The following is a 19,363-nucleotide window of genomic DNA, read 5'->3' as shown; positions in this document are numbered from 1 at the left end:
ATTTAGACTTTAGTAGCATATTTCAACACATTATGGCGGGCCAAAGCGTGACACAGGCCTGCTGAACAGAAACTCAACCGGAGAATAACGAATCAGACTGCAAACACGTTAGCACGCTCTAACAACAAGTGGGTGAGGCTGTGATAAACTCCCGCACCTTAACAACTCGAAATACCGTATCAAACCTCGGAGATGGGCAATATGGCCAAGAAAACACTGCGCACCCTGCTGGGCGCGTCACTAATGGCACTGACAAGTCTTTCAATGGCCGCGGAACCGCGTGTTGTCGCTATTACGCAGATTGTGGAGCACCCTGCTCTCGACTCTGTTCATCAAGGTGTAAAAGATGAACTGGCCGCCCAGGGTTTTATTGAGGGTGAAAACCTCAAACTCATGCATGAAAGCGCCCAGGGTAACTCAGCGATTGCCTCCCAGATTGCCCGTAAATTTGTGGGCGATAACACCGACGTTATCGTGGCCATCGCAACACCGTCTGCACAAACTGTTGCCGCCGCTGCCCGGAACATTCCGGTCGTGTTTGCAGCCGTAACAGATCCGGTCGGCGCAAAGCTGGTAAAAAGCGCTGAAGCACCGGGTGCCAACATTACTGGCGTAAGCGACATGCTGCCTATCGACAAGCACATCGACATGCTGCTGCGCATGGTTCCGAACGCCAAGCGTATCGGCACCGTATATAACCCCGGTGAAGCCAACGCAGTGTCCCTTATCGAGCTGCTTGAGGAACGCCTTGAAGCCCGCGGCCTGACTCTGGTTAAAGGTGCCGCCACCAAGACCTCCGAAGTGCTCGGTGCAGCACGCTCCCTGGTGGGCAAAGCCGATGCTATCTACCTGACCACCGACAACACCGTGATCAGCGCCGCTGAAGCCGTAATCTCTGTGGGCGAGCGCGCCAAAATCCCGGTATTTGCAGCCGACACAGCCACCGTCGCCCGTGGCGCCGTAGCCGCACTGGGATTTGACTACTACGACCACGGCCGCCAGGCCGGCGTTATGGTTGCGCGCATTCTCAACGGTGAAAAACCAGCCGACATGCCGGTAGAAACCATGGAAAAGCTCAACCTGTTTGTAAACCCGGAAGCCGGTGAGCGCATGGGCACCACCCTGCCAGACGACATACTCGCTGAAGCTGCTGAAGTGATTAGTAGCGGAAAGTAATACCTGACATACGCGGGCGGGTTCTGTATAAAGGGCCCGCCCGTTTTTTCTTCCACAGTGAATCTTTCCCATGCTCAGTGAAATTGCATTTTACGGCGCAGTCGAAACTGGCCTTATTTATGGTTTGGTTGCGTTCGGTATTTACCTCTCTTTTCGCGTACTCGATTTTCCGGATCTGACCGTTGACGGCAGCTTCCCTCTCGGTGCAGCCGTTGCGGCCGTTCTTATTATGGAAGGCTGGAACCCTTGGCTGGCAACCGGTTCTGCCGTTCTTGCCGGCATGGCCGCCGGTGCAGTTACTGCCATACTCAACGTAAAACTGAACATCCTGAACCTGCTGGCATCCATCCTCACGATGATTGCCCTCTACTCCATCAACCTCCGGGTTATGGGGCGACCAAACATAGCGTTACTTGGTGAAGAGACCGTACTCACCCCCTGGTACTCGCTGGACATTGCCTACCACCAGGTGCCGGTATTGCTGTTTGCAATCGTGATTGTTGTCGCCCTTATTCTGCTCTGGCGCTTCATGAAATCTGAAACCGGCCTGGCCATGCGCGCCACCGGAGCTAACGCCAGAATGGCCCGCGCCCAAGGCATCGCCACCGGCGCCATGATCATTCTTGGCGTTGCCGTATCCAACGGCCTGGTTGGCTTGGCGGGCGCGCTGTTTGCCCAGAGCCAAGGTGCTGCAGACGTAACCATGGGCGTTGGCGTCATTGTTATTGGCCTGGCGTCTCTGATTGGTGGTGAAGCGGTTATTACCCCATCAACCGTTGTGCGTGCGCTGATTGCCTGCGTGGTTGGTGCCATCATCTACCGCCTGGCCATCGCCTTCGCACTGAACGCTGATTTCCTTGGTCTGCAGGCGCAAGATCTGAACCTGATTACCGCTGTGCTGGTTACCCTGGCAATAGTATTGCCTGGTGTTCGCACCTCTTTGGTAAACAAACTCACCCGCAAAAAGGCCTGAGGAGGCACTATGATCAGCGCAACCGATCTCCGGCTTACCTTCGGCAAGGGCACTCCACTGGAGAACCCTGCACTGCGAGGCATGAGCCTGACCGTAAATCAGGGCGAATTTGTTACCGTGATTGGCAGTAACGGCGCCGGTAAGTCCACCTTCCTGAATGCTCTGGCAGGTGAAACCCTGGTCGATAGCGGCACGATCGTGGTCGACAACGTAAACGTTACCAAACTGCCAACCCACAAACGGGCGGGACGCGTAGCACGAGTCTTTCAGGACCCTCTCGCAGGCACCTGCGAAGGCTTGAGCATTGAAGAAAACCTCTCGCTCGCCATCAAACGTGGCCAGTTCCGTGGTTTGGGTACCGCCGTTAAAAAGCAGTACATGGATAAATTCCGGGAAAGCCTTTCCTCTTTGAACCTCGGGCTGGAAAACCGCCTTGGCGACAAAATGGGCCTACTCTCCGGTGGCCAACGCCAGGCCGTAAGCCTGCTGATGGCAAGCCTTACCCCATCAGCCATTCTGTTGCTGGACGAACACACTGCAGCGCTGGACCCAAAAACAGCGGCCTTTGTGCTGGAACTCACCACCAAGATCATTAACGAGCAGAAACTGACCGCTCTGATGGTCACCCACAGCATGAAGCAGGCGCTGGAAGTGGGCACCCGCACAGTCATGCTGCATCAGGGCCAGGTGGTGTTCGATATTGCAGGCAAAGACCGGGAAGGTCTTGAAGTTAAGGATCTTCTGGAGCTGTTTGAAAAGCAGCGAGGCCTAACGGTAGACGACGACAGTTTACTGCTCGGCTAACAAAAAAGCGGGAGCCTTGAGCTCCCGCTTTTTTTACTGCACCAACCTTTAGTGACCGTAGATACGCATCGACGTATTGGTAATCGCAAGGTCATCCACAAAAATACTGCCGATGGACTGCTGCCCAACAATCAGTTCATCTATCCCGATATCCGCCCGGAACGACGGCATCTCAATCGCCAAAGACGACCAACCGTTAGAGAACCGAGCGCCTTCGTAGATATAGAGATCCACCTCAGCAAACAGATCCAACGGGCTGGGGAACGTGCGATCGTAATCGGCACCGGTAATTTGCATGCCGCGCACACCAATCGCCAGGAACGGCACATCAAACTCCATGGTCTCAATCGCAAAAGCCGTTCTGAAGCGCATCACATCCGTTGCGGTATCGATGTGAATAGAACCACGCCCCATTAAGCCTTCCGCAAAAAAGTTACCAATCAGATCGGTGTAATTATTACTTCCGTCTGTGGCAGCCAGATACCATGCACCTGTGGTGATTCTGAAATCCACCGCAGCAAAGTTTGTGGGCACGATATTAATCGCCGCATCGCCATCCGCGAGCACATCGATATCAATCCGGATGTTATCCAACCGATCCGTACCGGTTGGCCCGGCAATCCCGCCGAACCCGAAGAAATCCGTGCGCTCAGCACCGCCAATACTGATGTTTTCGATAGCCAGCGCACCTTCATCGAAATAAAGGAAGCGGCCGATATCGATTTTTGTTTCAAGTTCAATACTCACACCCGCCTGCCCCGTGATGTTACCCATCATGGAATCATCCAGGCGCTGTATGTCAGCCATGGTTGCAGGTGTGACCCCCGCAATACACAGCGCTAGCAATGTAGGTTTCAGGCCCTTCATTGTTCGGTTCCTTTTTATAGTCGTTATTACATCCTGTGGGCCACTGCGGTTTTCGACACCACGTCACTACTTTAGCGACACGTGCAATTTGAATACGTGCAGGAGTCACAAACAGTGTGTATTTACTAAGTAAAACAACTAACTTCGCGCATTTTTTGATCACAACATGTAGTAATTTCCAATTTTGGCGGCCAAGCGACGGATTTACCGAACTTTTATTTCTTGCAAGCTATTTCCCATTGATTTTCTTTGCAAGAAGTCACATATCAATAGCCCAGCTTAAATTCACAAACCACTATATCCTGTTATACTCACCCCACAATAATCCCATATATAGGGCAAACTACTTTCTGGCAAACCTGCACCAAAGCAAGCATACTAGCGGCCAAAGCCCCGAAATGAACGCTTGAGGGGTTGTTTTCCGGGTGTGGTTATCAGGTACCGGAGCACTACAGCAGGTTCTCGCGAGCACCACATATAGTGTTTCAGCGGTGAAACATAAACGCCGTGCAAAGATCAAGAGCACAAGCGCAGGTTTAGCAAACTTTTACAGGGAAATGGCACCGCCGATAAGGGTGCCATCGACAGACAACAGTCATATTTGAAGATTGAGGGTGGCAATGAACGCTAAGGCTAAAGCAGAGGCAGTGGTTACAACGATTCCGATGCAGGAAACTTCGCTGGATATCTGGAACAGTAAATACCAGCTGAAAACGAAAACCGGCGAACCTGTAGACAAGGACATCGACGCCACTTATCACCGCGTTGCGGTTGCCCTGTCTCAGGTAGAGAACAAAAATGTTCGCGCCGAGCAGATGAAGAACTTTGCCTGGGCTCTTAAAAACGGTGCCATTCCTGCAGGCCGGATTACCTCCAACGCCGGTGCCGAAGCGCACAAGCCTGCAACCTCCACCATCAACTGCACCGTATCTGGCTCCGTTCAGGATTCCATGAACGACATCCTGGAGAAAAACCACGAAGCAGGCCTCACCCTCAAGGCAGGCTGTGGTATCGGTTATGAGTTCTCTACCCTGCGCCCGAAAGGTGCTTACGTTGCTGGCGCCGGTGCAACCACATCTGGCCCGCTGTCGTTCATGGATATCTTCGACCGCATGTGCTTCACCGTATCCTCTGCCGGTGGCCGCCGCGGTGCGCAAATGGCAACCTTCGACGTTCACCACCCGGACGTCATCGATTTCATCCAGGCCAAGCGTGAAGATGGCCGCCTGCGCCAGTTCAACCTGTCCTTGTTGATCACCGAAGACTTCATTGAAGCCGTTCGCAACGACAGCGACTGGCACCTCTCCTTCCCGGTTACCCAGAAAGAAGTGGAAGAAGAAGGCCTGGATCTCGCCGATTCCAAGCAGTTTGTGTATCGCGACTTCCCAATCCTCGACGGCTATGTGGTTAACGATGAAGGCAAGGTGGCGTGCCGTATCTACCGCACCCTGAAAGCCCAGTTCATCTGGGACACCATCATGACCTCCACCTACGATTACGCAGAGCCTGGCTTCATCCTGATCGACAAGGTCAATCAGATGAACAACAACTGGTTCTGTGAAGACATCCGCGCCACCAACCCCTGTGGCGAACAGCCCCTGCCCCCTTACGGTAGCTGCCTGCTGGGCTCTGTGAACCTGACCATGTTTGTGGATTACCCGTTCACCGACAAAGCCAGCTTCAACTATGAGAAGTACCGCAAAGTAGTGGGCATCTTCACCCGCATGCTGGACAACGTAGTAGAAATCAACGGCCTGCCTCTTCCTGAGCAACGCCACGAAATCAACTACAAGCGTCGCCACGGCATGGGCATTCTGGGCCTGGGCTCAACCCTCGCCATGCTGCGTATGCCATACGGCTCTGATGAATCCGTACAGTTTACCGAAGACGTAGTACGTGAAATGGCCGTAGAAGGCTGGCGCCAGTCTCTTGCCCTTGCGGAAGAGAAAGGCGTTGCGCCGATCATGAACGACGACTTTGAAATTACCCCGAAAATGATGGGCAAAAACCCACAATTGGCGAAAGACGGCCACAAAATCGGCGATAAACTGCCAGGCCGCGTACTGCACGCCAAATACAGCCGCTACATGCAGGAAATTGCCAAAGTTGAGCCAGAGCTGGTTGAAAAACTGGCCGAAAAAGGTGGCCGCTTTACTCACCACACGTCCATTGCACCAACCGGCACCATCAGCCTGTCCCTGGCCAACAACGCCAGTAACGGCATAGAGCCCAGCTTCTCGCACCATTACGCCCGTAATGTAATCCGCGAAGGCCGTAAGACCAAAGAAAAAGTCGACGTATTCTCCTTCGAGCTGCTGGCCTACCGCCACCTGGTAAACCCCGGTGCCATGCCCTTCTCAGACGAAGAAGACAAAAAACTGCCCAGCTACTTCACCACCGCAGATGATGTAAGCCCGGCACAGCACGTAGACATCCAGGCCGCCGCACAGAAGTGGGTAGACTCATCCATTTCGAAAACCGCGAACGTGCCGACTGATTTTGAATATCAGGAATTCAAGAACATTTACCTCTACGCCTACGACATGGGCCTGAAAGGCTGCACCACCTTCCGCTTTAACCCGGAAGCCTTCCAGGGCGTACTGGTAAAAGAGAAAGACCTTGAAAACACCCTCTACGAGTTCACCCTCGACGACGGCAGCAAAGTAGAGCTGAAAGGCAACGAACAGGTAGAGTACGACGGCGAAATGCACACCGCCGCCAACCTGTTTGACGCGCTCAAAGAAGGCACCTACGGAAAGTATTGATCCGGAACACCGACACAGGACATAGAGACATGACAGTTAAAATCAGCAATAAAATCGTCGGCTACCGGGTAAAGAAAGCCGACACAGATGCAGCCAGCCCACAGCCGGCAGCACAGCCAGAAACCTCACTGGTACAAATGAATGAGTACATCGAGCGGCCAGAGTTTCTTGTAGGCACCACCTACAAGATCAAACCGCCCGTGGCCGAGCACGCGATGTACATCACCATCAACGACATCATACTGAACGAAGACACTGACCACGAAAGCCGTCAGCCGTACGAAGTGTTCATCAACTCCAAATCCATGGAGCACTTCCAGTGGGTAATCGCCCTCACCCGCGTAATCTCGGCGGTATTCCGCAAAGGCGGCGACCTGACCTTCCTGGTTGAAGAACTGCGCTCGGTATACGACCCCAACGGCGGCTACTTCAAAAAGGGCGGCGTGTTCATGCCCTCCCTGGTGGCTGAAATTGGCGCGGTTATCGAGAAGCACCTGAAGGCCGTAGGCCTGATGGAAAGCGAAGAAATGAGCGAAACCACCAAACGCATCCTTGCGGAAAAGCGTGCGGAGTTTGAAGCCAATAACGCCAAGGCAACCAACGACGACAAAGCCGGTGACTTCCCACCCAACGCCACCATGTGCGGCAAGTGCAGCACCAAGGCGGTGATTGTGATGGACGGCTGTGCGACTTGCTTGTCTTGTGGGGATAGTAAGTGCGGTTGACGTAACTCGATTGACCGATTGAAAGGAAGGCTCGGGGTTAACGCTTCGGGCCTTTTTTTGTGCCCTCACCTACCGCAGCCTTGTAATCGCGTGACCGCTTCGTTATAGCGCGGTGATATTACGGAATTTCACTGCAGCGCAGTTGTAATTGTTTGGTTTTAGGCTAGTTTTTTGAGTAGCTTGCTTAAGAAGCACGTAATCGCGATGCGTGACAATGTGGAAGTCACGATATTGAATAACGAAGAGTGCGGTCTAATACGCTGTTTGGGCAGACCTTAGTTGAGTGCAATAGACCCAAAGAACCAAGATCTCAATAACTTAGATAATGAAAGCTGTATATTCAACCAGTATTCTTTAATTTGAGATCTGAACCACGAAACCCAATAAGGAAGATCGTTGTTGAACGCTTTTTTAGCTACCCTCAGAGACCCGCTGGTGCGCGTCAAGACGCAGCTTGAAAGCGACACCAGCGGGTCTCTGAGGGTACGCCATTCATCAGCGATCGCGTTGCCTTTTTGGTGCTATTCGCATCTTCTCAGCAAGTCTTTAACTATTGGCCTGGAACCACACCGCATGCCCATAAATCCGGAGTGGCCTGAGAAGAAGGTGACTCTTGGTACCCTCGCAGGACTAGGCAGCCAAACAAAGTCGCTACATGAGACACTCGCGTTGCGAGCGCTCATGAGCTCCAAATTATATTTTGAGGAGATAACTTGAGTCCTTTCGAGATCATCAGCTTACTGGTTTCGGTCGTCGCCGTGGTTATTTCGGCTGTTGCGCTCATTCGGTCAAGGCGAAACCATGCACAGCTAATCGAGCTTGAGCGGGTCCACGCAGAGCTGAGCCGAAAGCAACTTGCCGAAATGGAAGAGCAGGAGCGCCAGGCACAGAAAGCGAAACTTCGTTGTCATATGGAGCAGCAGGGCAATAACAACAAATTTGTTATCACGAATACGGGCCAAGCCACCGCAACGGATATCTACTTTGGGCTCGAAGAGAATAATGAGCACAATCCATTGGTTCATGGAGATTTTGAGCAGAAGACTCCTTTCCCATCATTGGCCTCAGGTGAGAGTTTTTACCTTCTTGCTCAGATCCCGTTGAGCGTTCGGCAGTCTGCCTACAGCATTTCTCTTCGGTGGGAAAATGAGGATGGCACGCAGGATAGGATAGTTCGGACTGTGGCTCGGTAAAATATAACCAGTCATTCCAGTTCGTTTCGGCCCGACGGGCCTACACCGGACGGCCTTTTCTCCGCTTCGCTACGCAAAGGCCGCCGCTGAATATTGGCGTTATGTTGCCTAAGTTGCAGCTTAAGATTTGGATCTTGGCCTTAGCGTAGTGTTGCTATCTGCCAATGACGATTGCTCGGTGTAAGTGCAATGTAGCAGCCGAGCAAGCTTTAAGCGATCATTCAGAAGTTGTGCTGTCTCTTGAAGGTTTGAAGCAAAAGGGCTTCCAAACGATTGAAGATTCCGTAACTACTCCCAGAACGATAGAGGTTACAAAATCTAGCAATTGGAATAAGCATTGAGAAGGAGAACTTTTTGATAGATTGGTTGAAGATCTGGATGAGCTCCAAGCCCTGGTTTTGGAAGTTCCGAACATGGTTAGGAAAAATAAACTTTGCCTTTGAGCGCAGCGCGTACAAGAGAAGCGCCTCATTCTCAAAAGCAAAGGAAAACACTCGCATTTTAGGCTCTTTCACATGGATCGGTGTGAAAAGCCTGTTTTGGGTCATTTTGGGTTTGGCAACCCTAATTTTCGTTGAAGATTACGTCAATAACAACCTGTCTTGGCTCCCACCACTTAGCGCGGACGACAAAAAATTCAATATCGAGCAGCTCAGACTGTATGCCCAACTGCTCACTGCAATATTCTCGATCTATTTCGCTACAATTGGCATTATACTGAGTGCCGGTTACACCAGACTTCGCCGGGATATCATCCAAATGCTCACCAACGAGCAGGTGGGTAGCGTGTATTCTCGAGTTTTGGTGCTTTCAGCGATGTTCTGTTTAGCCGCAACGGCCTTGCCTTTGCTTGGATTAGAACCCGGCCTTTTCGTTTATGCCGGCGGTACCATTTTGACTCTGTTGAGCGCTTTGGCTTTGTTTCCCTTGGGCCAGAGAATATTTAATTTCTTTGACCTAAATATTCTAGTTCGCAGCGAAATACTTCCCAACATTGCGCGTCACATTGAGGGTGCGGCAAACCGTAAGAATTCAAATTCATTGGCCAACCATCATTCAAAGGCAGCGCGACTGGCTCTTGAACAACTTTCGTACATTGATGATCGTGTAAAAGCTGGCAAGGAGGGTTTGGAAGATAAGCTGCCTGCATTGACCGACGACTATACGGCTTTGCTTTTGCACTACCTTCAACGAAAACACACAATAGACCAAGAAAGCTATTGGTTTCCAAGACGACGCAAACATAAGGAGTGGTTTCTTGCGGGGGACACAGCCACTTCTATGGCGCTGCAAACGAGCAGTCAGCAACCGCTGGTTGAAGAAGAGCCTGATCGCCAATGGCTCGAAAACGAGCTCGTCGACAGATTGGCTGGCCATATTGAGCTTGCATTTCAAGTCGGAGACTTCGATCTTGCATTAAAACTCATCGGTGGCTTCTCGACTCGTATTTCAGCTTATGCAGCACGGTTTCAGTTCGATATTGGCATGCAAGAGCTCAAGAGATTCAAAGAAATCATAGAGCAGGCTTTCGCCTCATTGAATCCCGTAGCGGATGATAAAGCAGCAAAGGTACAGATTGGCATAGCAGACACATGGGCTGCGCTAGGGAGCAACCTCTGTTTAGAAACACTACGCAGAATGTTTACCTTTGAAAAAGAACTGGAAAGGTTCTTTGAGAGGGACGAGTGGTCCGAAAAGTCCCTACGCAGACTACCCGCCCTTTTCCAAGTAGAGCTCGCCTTCATCGTCGAACGTATTGAATTTGAACAAGTGATCGAGGGGCAACGCCTATCCAAGCCAAAATACGTCCAACAGTTGGCGGTCCAAAGGCTGTTGCAGCACTATTCAAAAGTCCTGCCTGCGATATGCGACTTCTACCAGAATATGCTTCCAGACTTTGTGGACTCGCTATCAAAATTGAAAATGTCCGAATCCGCAACACAGGTAGTCCTAGCAAGCTTACATAGCCATTGGAAATTACCACGCTGGTTCGAAGAATTTACCCAACTAGTGGACCGGTATCATGAATATGGGCGCTACACCGAAGAGCAGTACAAACTGCCTGAGATAAACACTGTCGAGATGACCCAGCAGCTTGCTTCTGCCCGAGATGATGCAATTACCCTGCTCGGCAGCGGAACCATGGTCGGACATATCTTCGAACCAAAACACAATGATGAACTGCCGGATCATTTTGGGCAGATCTACTTCGAACTGGCCGAAGCATGTATAAGCGCTCTTGAACAAAACGATGAAAGTAAGTTGGACAAGGTACTCCCGATGTTCATGTCCCTTGCGTTTCTGGCGGCGGACTCGAGATTTGCAGATCCATCACTGGATGTAAACAACGAGTTCCGACTCCATCTCATTTCAACGGTGATCAATGACTTGGCTTCAGTCTTAGGTTTTGCCATTCTTTACGGAGCATACTTTGGCAATGAAAAGTTGTCTGCGGGAGCTATAGCGAAGTTCGATGCTTGGATTGAGCACGCAACTGACAAGCAACAGTACTTCAAGAGAATGTTACTCCTCTTAAACCCGCATAACTTTAGCCTGAGTGCGTCGCCACGTAGTCTAATCCGGATTAACTGGAAAATGTCGTTTGAACACCGCGCGAGACATGATGGTTTTGAGGACCAAATGGGAATGGCGAGAGGGGTGCCACACCCAAATAAAATAGTGAGGGAGTTCCTGAAGTCTCATGCCGATGCGTCACATCTGTTCTTTGCAGACCAGATTGTGCCGCAACTCGATCCAATTGACTTCGATATCGACTACCACATCACCAGTCTTGCGCGTCGATTGAGTGAAGAACGTGAAGAGATTCAGCATGAAGATATTTAGAGCCGAACCTTTGCACCAACACCACTTTCACGATGTGCATCTTGGGTTAATTGATCGACTTTTGGTGAAAAGAGAGCGAGAGAGGCCTGATTTTAATCGTCGGATGTTTGATGAAGATTTTGCCAGATTGTTTCGCTCGATGAACCAGCGAAGCGGCAACCTTTTCGATATCGTGTCGAATGATGAAGAATTAACGCAAAAGTTACTTGGCAACATTAAGACGAGATATGCACCACATTCAGTTGACGAAACCATACGTGAGTTGGTGGAGGAAATAGCTCAGTCGCTAATTTGGTCCGGAAGAGCGTACTTTTTCCTTCACGATGATACAGAGCAGGAAAAAATTCACATGGCTTCATTCAGCTCAGACGGCGTTGTGCGCCTCTTTTGTACGTATATTCAGTGGGTTCCCAAACGGCTGGAGAGGCACTGGGATCGAGATGACGAGGAAATTCCGAGAGAAATACGTATCTTGGATGCAGCCAAAGTAATGCGCTTCGACATGCCCACACCAATAAAACGCATGTTATCCGCACAGAACAGGACTTTGGCTGTCCTTGATAAACACCAATTTGGAGAAGCTAATTTTCACTCTCAGGCCACACACGAGAACCCAAATCCGACCAACCATTTCGATTTCCGTGTGTGGAGAGATACGCAAGAACGCGCTTTGTATCGTGCCACGCGAAGAACCGGCTGGAACGGTAGAAAATATGACTCGACAAAGCGCTCAGACTTCTTCGATTGTCACCGTCTTATCCGCTTTCGACGAAACCAACTCTTGCTAAGAGACGACATTTTGAACCAGCTCAGCAGTGAGCTCTCGAGGATTGGTAAAGGTTACAAGGCCGAATTCTCGGTTGAAATATCGGGAACTGATGAATTGCCCAACGTCTCACACCTTAACGAATTGGAGGTGAGGCTGGCGAGTGAAGAGGTGGGATTCAATGAAATCATCGACTATTGCTACAAGCGCTGAATGGCCTGTTCGAAGGGCCGCAATGCAGCAGACTAAAGCCTGATGAATGTCTGGAGTGGGCACGAAGCAGTCGTAGGTGATCACGTTTATTTATTGTATGGCGAACATAACAAGGCAAATTCACACGGACGACAAAAAGCGTCGCTCGTTCCTCGCTCTGCATTTTTTCGCCGGTGATTTGCGGCGTTGAGGCTGTAGAAAAACCCCGAAATCACGCTTCGGTTTGATAGGATTGAGCAAACAGACAAGGAGCTGTCAGATGCCCAAAGCCAAGCCCCGCTTCAGGCCCTATAACCACGACCAGGACACTATTCTCGTGGTGAATTATAAAGATCAGCTTCAGCCCGGCACCTTCGAACATGCCGTGCACTACCTGATCCAGCACAAGCTCGATCTGTCGGTTTTTTATCCCCGTTATCGCAACAAGGACACAGGCCGTCGGGCCTACGACCCGGCCATTCTGCTGCCCGTTATTCTGTTTGCCTATTCCCGCGGTATCACCTCCAGCCGGGAGATCCAGTGGTGCTGCGAGACCAACGTTATTTTCAAAGCGCTGTCCTGCGACACGGTTCCCCATTTCACGACCTTGGCCAAGTTCGTCAGCAGCCATGCTGATGAGATTGAGGAATTGTTCGAGCAGGTGCTGCTGGTCTGTGACGAACAGGGCTTGCTGTGCCACGAACTATTTGCCATCGACGGTTGCAAGATGCCCTCCAATGCCGCCAAGGAATGGTCTGGCACCTTTAAAGAGCTGGAAGAAAAACGCCAGAAACTCAAACGACTCATCCGCCACCACCTGAAAGAACACCACGAACGGGATGAGGCGGAAACCGAGGCCGAGCTGGACCGGGATATCCGCCGTGCGAAGACGGTTCTCTCTCTGGACGAGTCCTTGCAGAAAGTGGACCGCTTCCTAAAGACCAACAGCCCAAGGATGGGCCAGGGGAAGCGACGCAAGGAAGTGAAGAGCAACATCACCGATAACGAAAGCGGCAAGATGACCACCAGCAAGGGCACGATCCAAGGCTATAACGGCGTCGCCACGGTGGACAAGAAACACCAGATCATCATCGATGCCCAAGCCTTCGGCGAAGGCCAGGAACACCACACTTTAAAGCCGGTGTTGGAAAGTGTGGAAGCCCGCTTCAAAAAGCTCAGCATTGCAGACAACATTTATCATCAGGGTACCCTTGTCACTGCGGTCACCGGCTTCGCCAATGAAGCCAACATGAAGTACCTGCACGAACGGCAGATCAACGGTTACATCCCGGACAATCGCTTCCGCAGCAGGGATCCAAAGTTCCAGAACCAGAAGGACAAATACGGCAAGCGTCACCAGAACCAGCCAGACACAGGCTGGAAAGAGGTCATTCCTGCCCGTGAATTCCAGTTCGATCCGATCAACCTCACTTGCATTTGTCCGGCCGGCCAAGAACTTCATTATGAGGCGACTCGCACGGATGGGAATGGTGTCTCCCGCGCCCACTTCAAAGGCCGCCTGCTGCAGTGTCGTCATTGCACCAAAAAGCACCAGTGCATGCAAAACCCGGCGTCGGCTGACCACCGCAAAGGCAGTGGCAGGCAAGTGACGTTTGCATTAGAGCGCAATCGTGCGCCGAGCTACACCGACTGGATGAAGCATCGGGTGGATAGCCCTCAGGGCAAAGAGATTTACAGCCATCGAATGTCGGTGGTGGAGCCGGTGTTTGGTAATATTGGCACCAACAAGCGGTTGAACCGCTTCAGTCTCAGGGGCAAAAAGAAGGTGCAAGGTCAGTGGCGATTGTTCTGCATGGTGCACAATATTGAGAAGCTAGCGAATTATGGGCGGATGGCGGCATGATCGGGGGAGCAAGCCCTCCCGAAATACCCCTTGGGCAGAAGATTACGGGCGCCTGAACGCTGAAATCCCAGGATTGGGGGCTATAAAGGACAATTCATACGAAAACTGAACGTTGCCGGGCGAACTGACCGGCTGAAAAAAACGAGATCGTAGGCGGTGGAATGCTCGCTAATTTTTGTGTTTTTCTACAGCCTCGTTATACAGAAAAGGATAGAGTGTGGATTACCTAGGTTTTCTTATCGGTATAGGTGGTTTGGCGCTTACCGCTATCGCCACGGTATTAACGGTCGTACTGCACAAAAGCGTTCGCCCCCTGTATTTAATCGACATTTCTAAGTTTGGAGGGATCGAACACCCTGATATTGGAATTACCTTTAAAGGAGATCCTGTTCCAAACCTTTATGTTTTGCGATTTGTTTTATGGAACGCAGGCAAAAAGGAAATCAGGTCAGAAGATTTGCCGAACCCAAAAGCGGGCCCAAGAATTAAATTCGATAGCGGCTCCAAGGTCTTAAGTCAGCTCGCTTATTCTTCGACTGGGGATGACACTGGCAAAATAACGTTCTCTAAGCACAATGAGGCATGCCTAACCTTCGACTACCTCAACAAAGACGATGCCCTCATAGGGGAAATATACTTTTCGAGTGCCGACGAGGAAAATGCTGAATTTGAGTTTCTTGGGTCTATTAAGGGTGCAAAAGTCAAAAAAGGACTTATAGAAAGCAGAACCGCTACGAATATAGTTTGGCCTCTTGTTATTTCTGGCTTTCTCATTTTTTCTACTTTTGGTTACGCTTCGACTACCTTTCCTCATTTTACAAATGGATCAGTTTTTCTTGATGTTTTTACTGTTGTTTTTTTCTTGTCATTAGCGGTAGCTTCTTTCTTGTCCATAAGATTCAATGTTCGGAGCATACCTTTTATGGTCCCGGAGCGATATCGAGAGTTTTTGATTGATGGATTGGATAGTGATCTTGGTTTATATCTGTATAACAATTAGTTGCAGGTCGTTCCGGCCCTGAAAGGCCTCCACCGGACGCCCTTTCTCCGCTTCGCTGCAAAAGGTCGCCGCTTAACAAAAGCGTTATTTCTACGAGCGTGACATATGAATCGACCAAGACGAATGGATCCCGAGGCTTTTGAGAAAATGCTTGAGAGATTGGGTCCCGAAGAGATTGATCACCGCAACCAAAGTCAGCATGAACTTAACCTCCAAGAGTACGAGCGTTTTAAGGATTCGTATTCAAGAGGTGAGTGTTATCTTTGTGGAAAACCGTTTAAAACAATAAGTAAAGAGAAGCCGTGTCTTCACTGGTTACTGCGGCGATGCAAATTTAAAGCGAAGGATTTCCCTAAGTTATACCGAGAGTTTGATTACCATCAGATTGAATCATACCTACGATGGATCGCGAACGAAGAGCGTTTTCAGGGAAATATCAATGACCTGAAAGATGAGAGGTCAGAGAAAAAGGTCTTTCAAACAACAATTCAATGGAAAAACATCGAATGGACATTCGAATGCTCAGAGAGCGACTATCAGGGGCATGAGGGAACCAAATCGGATTTTCCGCATTTTCATTTCCAGATGAGAATCGAAGAACGTCCGTTCATAAAATTCAACTCTCACCACATCCCTTTTTCTGAAAGAGATTTGTTCAACCTAGACCTCGTGAGAGAGAAACCAGATATAGTCCATCACGATTTTGGCCCGGGTGGTTCTGGCATGCAGGAAGCAGTAGAAATTGAGCCTCAAGATATCGTTGAGAATACTACTTTATGCGAGGATGAAGCAGAGGCGACTTACCATATACAAACAATGATAAAGGCGGACAAGGAGCCAATAAGTGGCGATGCTATTGTTGCTATGGCGGAGGAAAGTAGAAAAACCGGCAAGCCAATGGCATCGCTTGTACAAAAATATCTTGGCGAAAGTGTGCAGGGAAGCACCGTTGTTTCACCATCTGAGTCAGTGCCCAAAATCGCCAAGAGGACTGCCCGAAAAAGAAATAACCAGTGAATCAAGCCGACCGTTTTGCGCTACCGCTCCAAACGGCGGCCTATTCAAGGCGTTATGTCATAAGAGGTTGAAACTGTGTTTCGATTAAACATCGCATTGCTTTTAGTTATTTTTTCTTTCTTTGTAGCTTCGCCAGCTGTGGCGAAGCTAGATAGACAAGAGGTATTTCGTTCTCTTATGGGCGGGGAGTTTAATTATGAAAGTCGAGATGCACGGATGCTCGGCCTTGAGCTGTTCGAACGAATGCTTCAGGGTCTTGGCCAGTCTGTAAAAGCTCCAACTCCCGCGGAAAAAAGTTGGGTTACGGCCGAGATAAATAAGATTGGAGATCTGGATGTTGACTCAATGGCCCGCGCTCTTGGGGAGCTGCGGAGCAACCCTGTTAATATTCAAAGAAAAATAGAGGTAATCGTTTCTAATTCAGAAGTGGTGTTTTCTAAAATTCGGAACTCTAAAGACTCAACAACCGAAGCTTATTGGTGGGTTCAGCTATCGCAGCTTCTGCTTGATTTTCAAGAGGCAGACCAGTGGCCGGAGATTCTGGTTAGGTCTAACAAGGCATATACCCCAGTCTCAAGCCTTCGGGGCACAATTGGCATAATCCAAGATCTCCCGCCCAAGGTAAACCTAATCTTACTGAGAATCCTTACGAATTGAAGGCAAGGTATGTTCAGCTATAACTATTTCAAATACATAACCGGTCAATTAAGTTCGTTCTGCACTTCCCCAGAGCAGTTAAACAGCACAAACAAGAGAGTTAGGCTGCTGGAGTCACTCTGCCTCCAGCAGCCTGGAATGGCTTTTCGGCCAAACATCAAACGTCAGCTCTGTGGCCTGATCAGGAACTTCTCCCCAGTAGCCTGTTTGCCATAAACCGCCATCGCATCCAGTTGTAATGCACCAGCCAGGGATACGTCGTGAGTGTAGTGGCTGGCGAACGTGGTTTTGATCTCGGCGGCTATGCGTTTGCGCATGGCGAACACGGCTTCCTTGTTCAGTTTTCCTAATGCATTAAACAATAAAAAGCCGTTCACACCCCAGGCAAAACCAAAGTTGCGGTTTATCGTGATGGGGCCGCGATCAAGTCCGCCATAAATATAAACCTGTTTATAGATGTCAGATCCATACACGCTGTATTCAGTGATGTTGCGAGACACGGCGGCTTCCATGCAGGTGAGAATGTCACTGGCCAATTTACCACCACCAATCGGGTCGAACGCGATGGTCGCGCCGGTTTCGATCAGTGCTTGGGTCAGGTCTGCCATAAAGCTGTCGCTACTGGAGTTAACCACGTATTTGGCACCCAATTCCCGCAGCAATGTTTCCTGTTCTGGCTTGCGGACGATATTCACCAGGTCGATGCCGTCGGCGATGCAGATGCGGTTGAGCATTTGTCCGAGGTTAGAGGCGGCGGCTGCGTGAACGATAGCCTTGTGACCTTCAGCGCGCATGGTTTCGACCATGGTTAATGCCGTCAGCGGGTTAACAAAGCTTGAAGCGCCTTCGGCTGCAGTCGTACCCTGCTCTAGCTCCAGACAGCTTTGCACCTTGGCACAGAGATATTTGCGGTAGCTACCACCGCCAATGAACGCAACGGTTTTGCCCATCAGGCTTTGCGCAGCGGCGGATGAGCCTGCAGCAACGACGGTACCTGCCCCTTCATTGCCTACAGGTATAGGCTTGCCAACCCGCTTTTTAACGGCACCCATGAACTTGGCCGGAACATCGGCACTGATGACCGGGCGTTCGGCGGTACCGGATTGGCTGGCCGTCGTCATATCGGCCGCGCTGAACATCACGCCCAAATCAGACGGGTTGATAGGGGCGGCTTCGATGCGGATGACCACCTCGTTTTCGCCGGGCTGGGGAATCTCGATCTCGCGCAGAGCAAGTTCCAGCTTGTTGTCTTCGCTAATGGTGGAAATAAGTTCGATGTTGGTGTCCGACATTTTTTTCTCCCAAAAGAGTCAGGTTGTCTGTCACTTTGCTGAACTGTTTGATCGTAACGGAAAACTAGTGTCAGATTAGCACTTCACCAAGTATTAATGTTCAACAGCCCTCAATGGCACCGACAATGAGCTGAAGGCGGCGAGCTTCTGCTCTATTATTACAAGCGGGTGCAGGCGCTGAAGTTATATACAAGGAAGTCATCGATTATGGCAAAACATCGCGGCCAAGGCGGGCCGATTGAAACAAGGCTGATTAGCCTCTTCGCATCGCTGTTCTTCTCTATCCCGACCGCAGCCTTCGTTTGGCTCTGGGCAAACCTGGAGCTGGCCGTCTATTGGGATGGCTTTCTCAGTAGTAGCTACCTTGTCAGCTGTATCATCGTATTTGCTGTATTGGCGTTGCTGCTCCCGCAACTCTTTCCATCGATTCTCGGGGCTGTTTGGCGCGCTATGGCCAAAGTTTGGGGCTGGTGGGGTTGGTAAACACGGTAAGGCATCCCATGAAAACAATAGGTCTAATTGGTGGAATGAGCTGGGAGTCAACTCAGACTTATTACCGCCTGATCAACGAACGAGTAAGAGACGAACTCGGTGGACTCCATTCGGCAAAACTCGTTCTCTATAGTGTGGATTTTGCCGAGATTGAGGCGTTGCAGCACCAAGGGGATTGGCAGGCAACAGGGGAAATACTGGGATCAGTCGCCCAGTCGGTTGAATCGGCAGGCGCAGAATTTTTGGTTCTCTGTACGAACACGATGCATAAAGTCGCTCCCCAAATTGAACGCTCAGTAAACATCCCCCTACTCCACATCGCAGATGCCACGGCCAACGTGCTCAAACAGGATGGGATAACCTGTGTAGGACTGCTGGGAACACGATTTACTATGGAGCAGACGTTTTACCTTGGGCGTCTTCAGGACCATGGTATCCAGGTTGTTGTGCCAGATGAGTCTCAAAGAGAGAGCGTTCATTCGGTGATTTACAATGAGTTGTGCCAAGGTGTGATCAAGCCTGATTCAAAAGCCATGTATCTGGACGTTGTCGCATCATTGGCTGAACGCGGTGCGCAGGGAGTGATTCTGGGATGCACGGAGATAGGCCTTTTGATTCAGGGCTCGGATACAGAGGTCAAACTGTATGACACCACAGAAATACATGCCGAGCAGGCGGTTCAGTATGCCTTGGGCAGGATTTAACCAGAGTCTGCGGCAAGGGAATGAGAGAGCAC

General features: G+C 50.5%; 16 protein-coding genes. 14 read left to right on the top strand and 2 right to left on the bottom strand.

Translation table 11 applies throughout. From position 1 onward, the window contains the following. Positions 1-201 precede the first annotated feature (201 nt). From Q0824_RS00915 to Q0824_RS00905, 3 genes are all read left to right on the top strand, one after another. Complete coding sequence (locus Q0824_RS00915) at positions 202-1,176, top strand: ABC transporter substrate-binding protein (RefSeq protein ID WP_298446898.1); 975 nt, start codon at positions 202-204, stop codon at positions 1,174-1,176. Positions 1,177-1,246: 70 nt separating this feature from the next. After that, positions 1,247-2,149: an ABC transporter permease gene (locus tag Q0824_RS00910; protein ID WP_298446897.1), complete on the top strand. Its 903-nt coding sequence runs from the start codon at positions 1,247-1,249 to the stop codon at positions 2,147-2,149. A gap of 9 nt (positions 2,150-2,158) precedes the next feature. Next, entirely contained in the window at positions 2,159-2,953 is a 795-nt protein-coding gene (locus Q0824_RS00905; protein ID WP_298446896.1) for an ABC transporter ATP-binding protein, read from the top strand. A 48-nt stretch (positions 2,954-3,001) separates the two neighbouring features. On the opposite strand, the gene Q0824_RS00900 is transcribed toward Q0824_RS00905, so the two are convergent. Then, positions 3,002-3,820, bottom strand: coding sequence for a DUF6160 family protein (locus Q0824_RS00900; protein WP_298446895.1), 819 nt, complete (start codon positions 3,818-3,820; stop codon positions 3,002-3,004). Positions 3,821-4,440: 620 nt separating this feature from the next. On the opposite strand from Q0824_RS00900, the gene Q0824_RS00895 reads away from it, so the two are divergent. From Q0824_RS00895 to Q0824_RS00855, 9 genes are all read left to right on the top strand, one after another. Then, positions 4,441-6,585, top strand: a complete 2,145-nt coding sequence (locus Q0824_RS00895) for an adenosylcobalamin-dependent ribonucleoside-diphosphate reductase (RefSeq protein WP_298446894.1) — start codon at positions 4,441-4,443, stop codon at positions 6,583-6,585. A gap of 29 nt (positions 6,586-6,614) precedes the next feature. Next, positions 6,615-7,310, top strand: a complete 696-nt coding sequence (locus Q0824_RS00890; protein ID WP_200371165.1) for an NrdJb — start codon at positions 6,615-6,617, stop codon at positions 7,308-7,310. Between the two features lie 713 nt (positions 7,311-8,023). Further along, positions 8,024-8,503 (top strand): hypothetical protein, encoded by a 480-nt coding sequence (locus Q0824_RS00885; RefSeq protein ID WP_298446893.1) that lies wholly within the window; start codon positions 8,024-8,026, stop codon positions 8,501-8,503. 354 nt (positions 8,504-8,857) lie between these two features. Beyond that, positions 8,858-11,347, top strand: a complete 2,490-nt coding sequence (locus Q0824_RS00880; protein ID WP_298446892.1) for a hypothetical protein — start codon at positions 8,858-8,860, stop codon at positions 11,345-11,347. Further along, positions 11,334-12,326 (top strand): hypothetical protein, encoded by a 993-nt coding sequence (locus Q0824_RS00875; protein ID WP_298446891.1) that lies wholly within the window; start codon positions 11,334-11,336, stop codon positions 12,324-12,326. The genes Q0824_RS00880 and Q0824_RS00875 overlap by 14 nt, the downstream gene beginning before the upstream one ends. Before the next feature lie 259 nt (positions 12,327-12,585). Further along, a complete protein-coding gene (locus tag Q0824_RS00870) occupies positions 12,586-14,169 on the top strand; it encodes a transposase (RefSeq protein WP_298446890.1) in 1,584 nt (527 codons plus the stop codon). Positions 14,170-14,386: 217 nt separating this feature from the next. Next, positions 14,387-15,169 carry a hypothetical protein gene (locus Q0824_RS00865; RefSeq protein ID WP_298446889.1) on the top strand — a complete coding sequence of 261 codons (783 nt, stop codon included), beginning with the start codon at positions 14,387-14,389 and terminating at the stop codon, positions 15,167-15,169. Positions 15,170-15,292: 123 nt separating this feature from the next. Further along, positions 15,293-16,186, top strand: coding sequence for a hypothetical protein (locus Q0824_RS00860; protein WP_298446888.1), 894 nt, complete (start codon positions 15,293-15,295; stop codon positions 16,184-16,186). Positions 16,187-16,261: 75 nt separating this feature from the next. Further along, on the top strand, positions 16,262-16,843 hold the full coding sequence (locus tag Q0824_RS00855; protein ID WP_298446887.1) for a hypothetical protein: 582 nt from the start codon (positions 16,262-16,264) through the stop codon (positions 16,841-16,843). A gap of 164 nt (positions 16,844-17,007) precedes the next feature. Here the strand turns inward: Q0824_RS00855 and Q0824_RS00850 are convergent, their stop codons facing one another. Further along, positions 17,008-18,135 (bottom strand): zinc-binding dehydrogenase, encoded by a 1,128-nt coding sequence (locus Q0824_RS00850; protein ID WP_298446886.1) that lies wholly within the window; start codon positions 18,133-18,135, stop codon positions 17,008-17,010. Between the two features lie 207 nt (positions 18,136-18,342). On the opposite strand from Q0824_RS00850, the gene Q0824_RS00845 reads away from it, so the two are divergent. Both Q0824_RS00845 and Q0824_RS00840 read left to right on the top strand, forming a co-directional pair. Next, positions 18,343-18,618 carry a hypothetical protein gene (locus Q0824_RS00845; RefSeq protein ID WP_298446885.1) on the top strand — a complete coding sequence of 92 codons (276 nt, stop codon included), beginning with the start codon at positions 18,343-18,345 and terminating at the stop codon, positions 18,616-18,618. A gap of 17 nt (positions 18,619-18,635) precedes the next feature. Next, a complete protein-coding gene (locus Q0824_RS00840) occupies positions 18,636-19,331 on the top strand; it encodes an aspartate/glutamate racemase family protein (protein ID WP_298446884.1) in 696 nt (231 codons plus the stop codon). Positions 19,332-19,363: the final 32 nt, after the last annotated feature.

The organism is uncultured Marinobacter sp. (assembly GCF_947488835.1).
Taxonomy (GTDB): Bacteria; Pseudomonadota; Gammaproteobacteria; order Pseudomonadales; family Oleiphilaceae; genus Marinobacter.
Note: the sequence above shows the minus strand (reverse complement) of the source record. Positions and strands in the feature narration are given on the sequence as shown.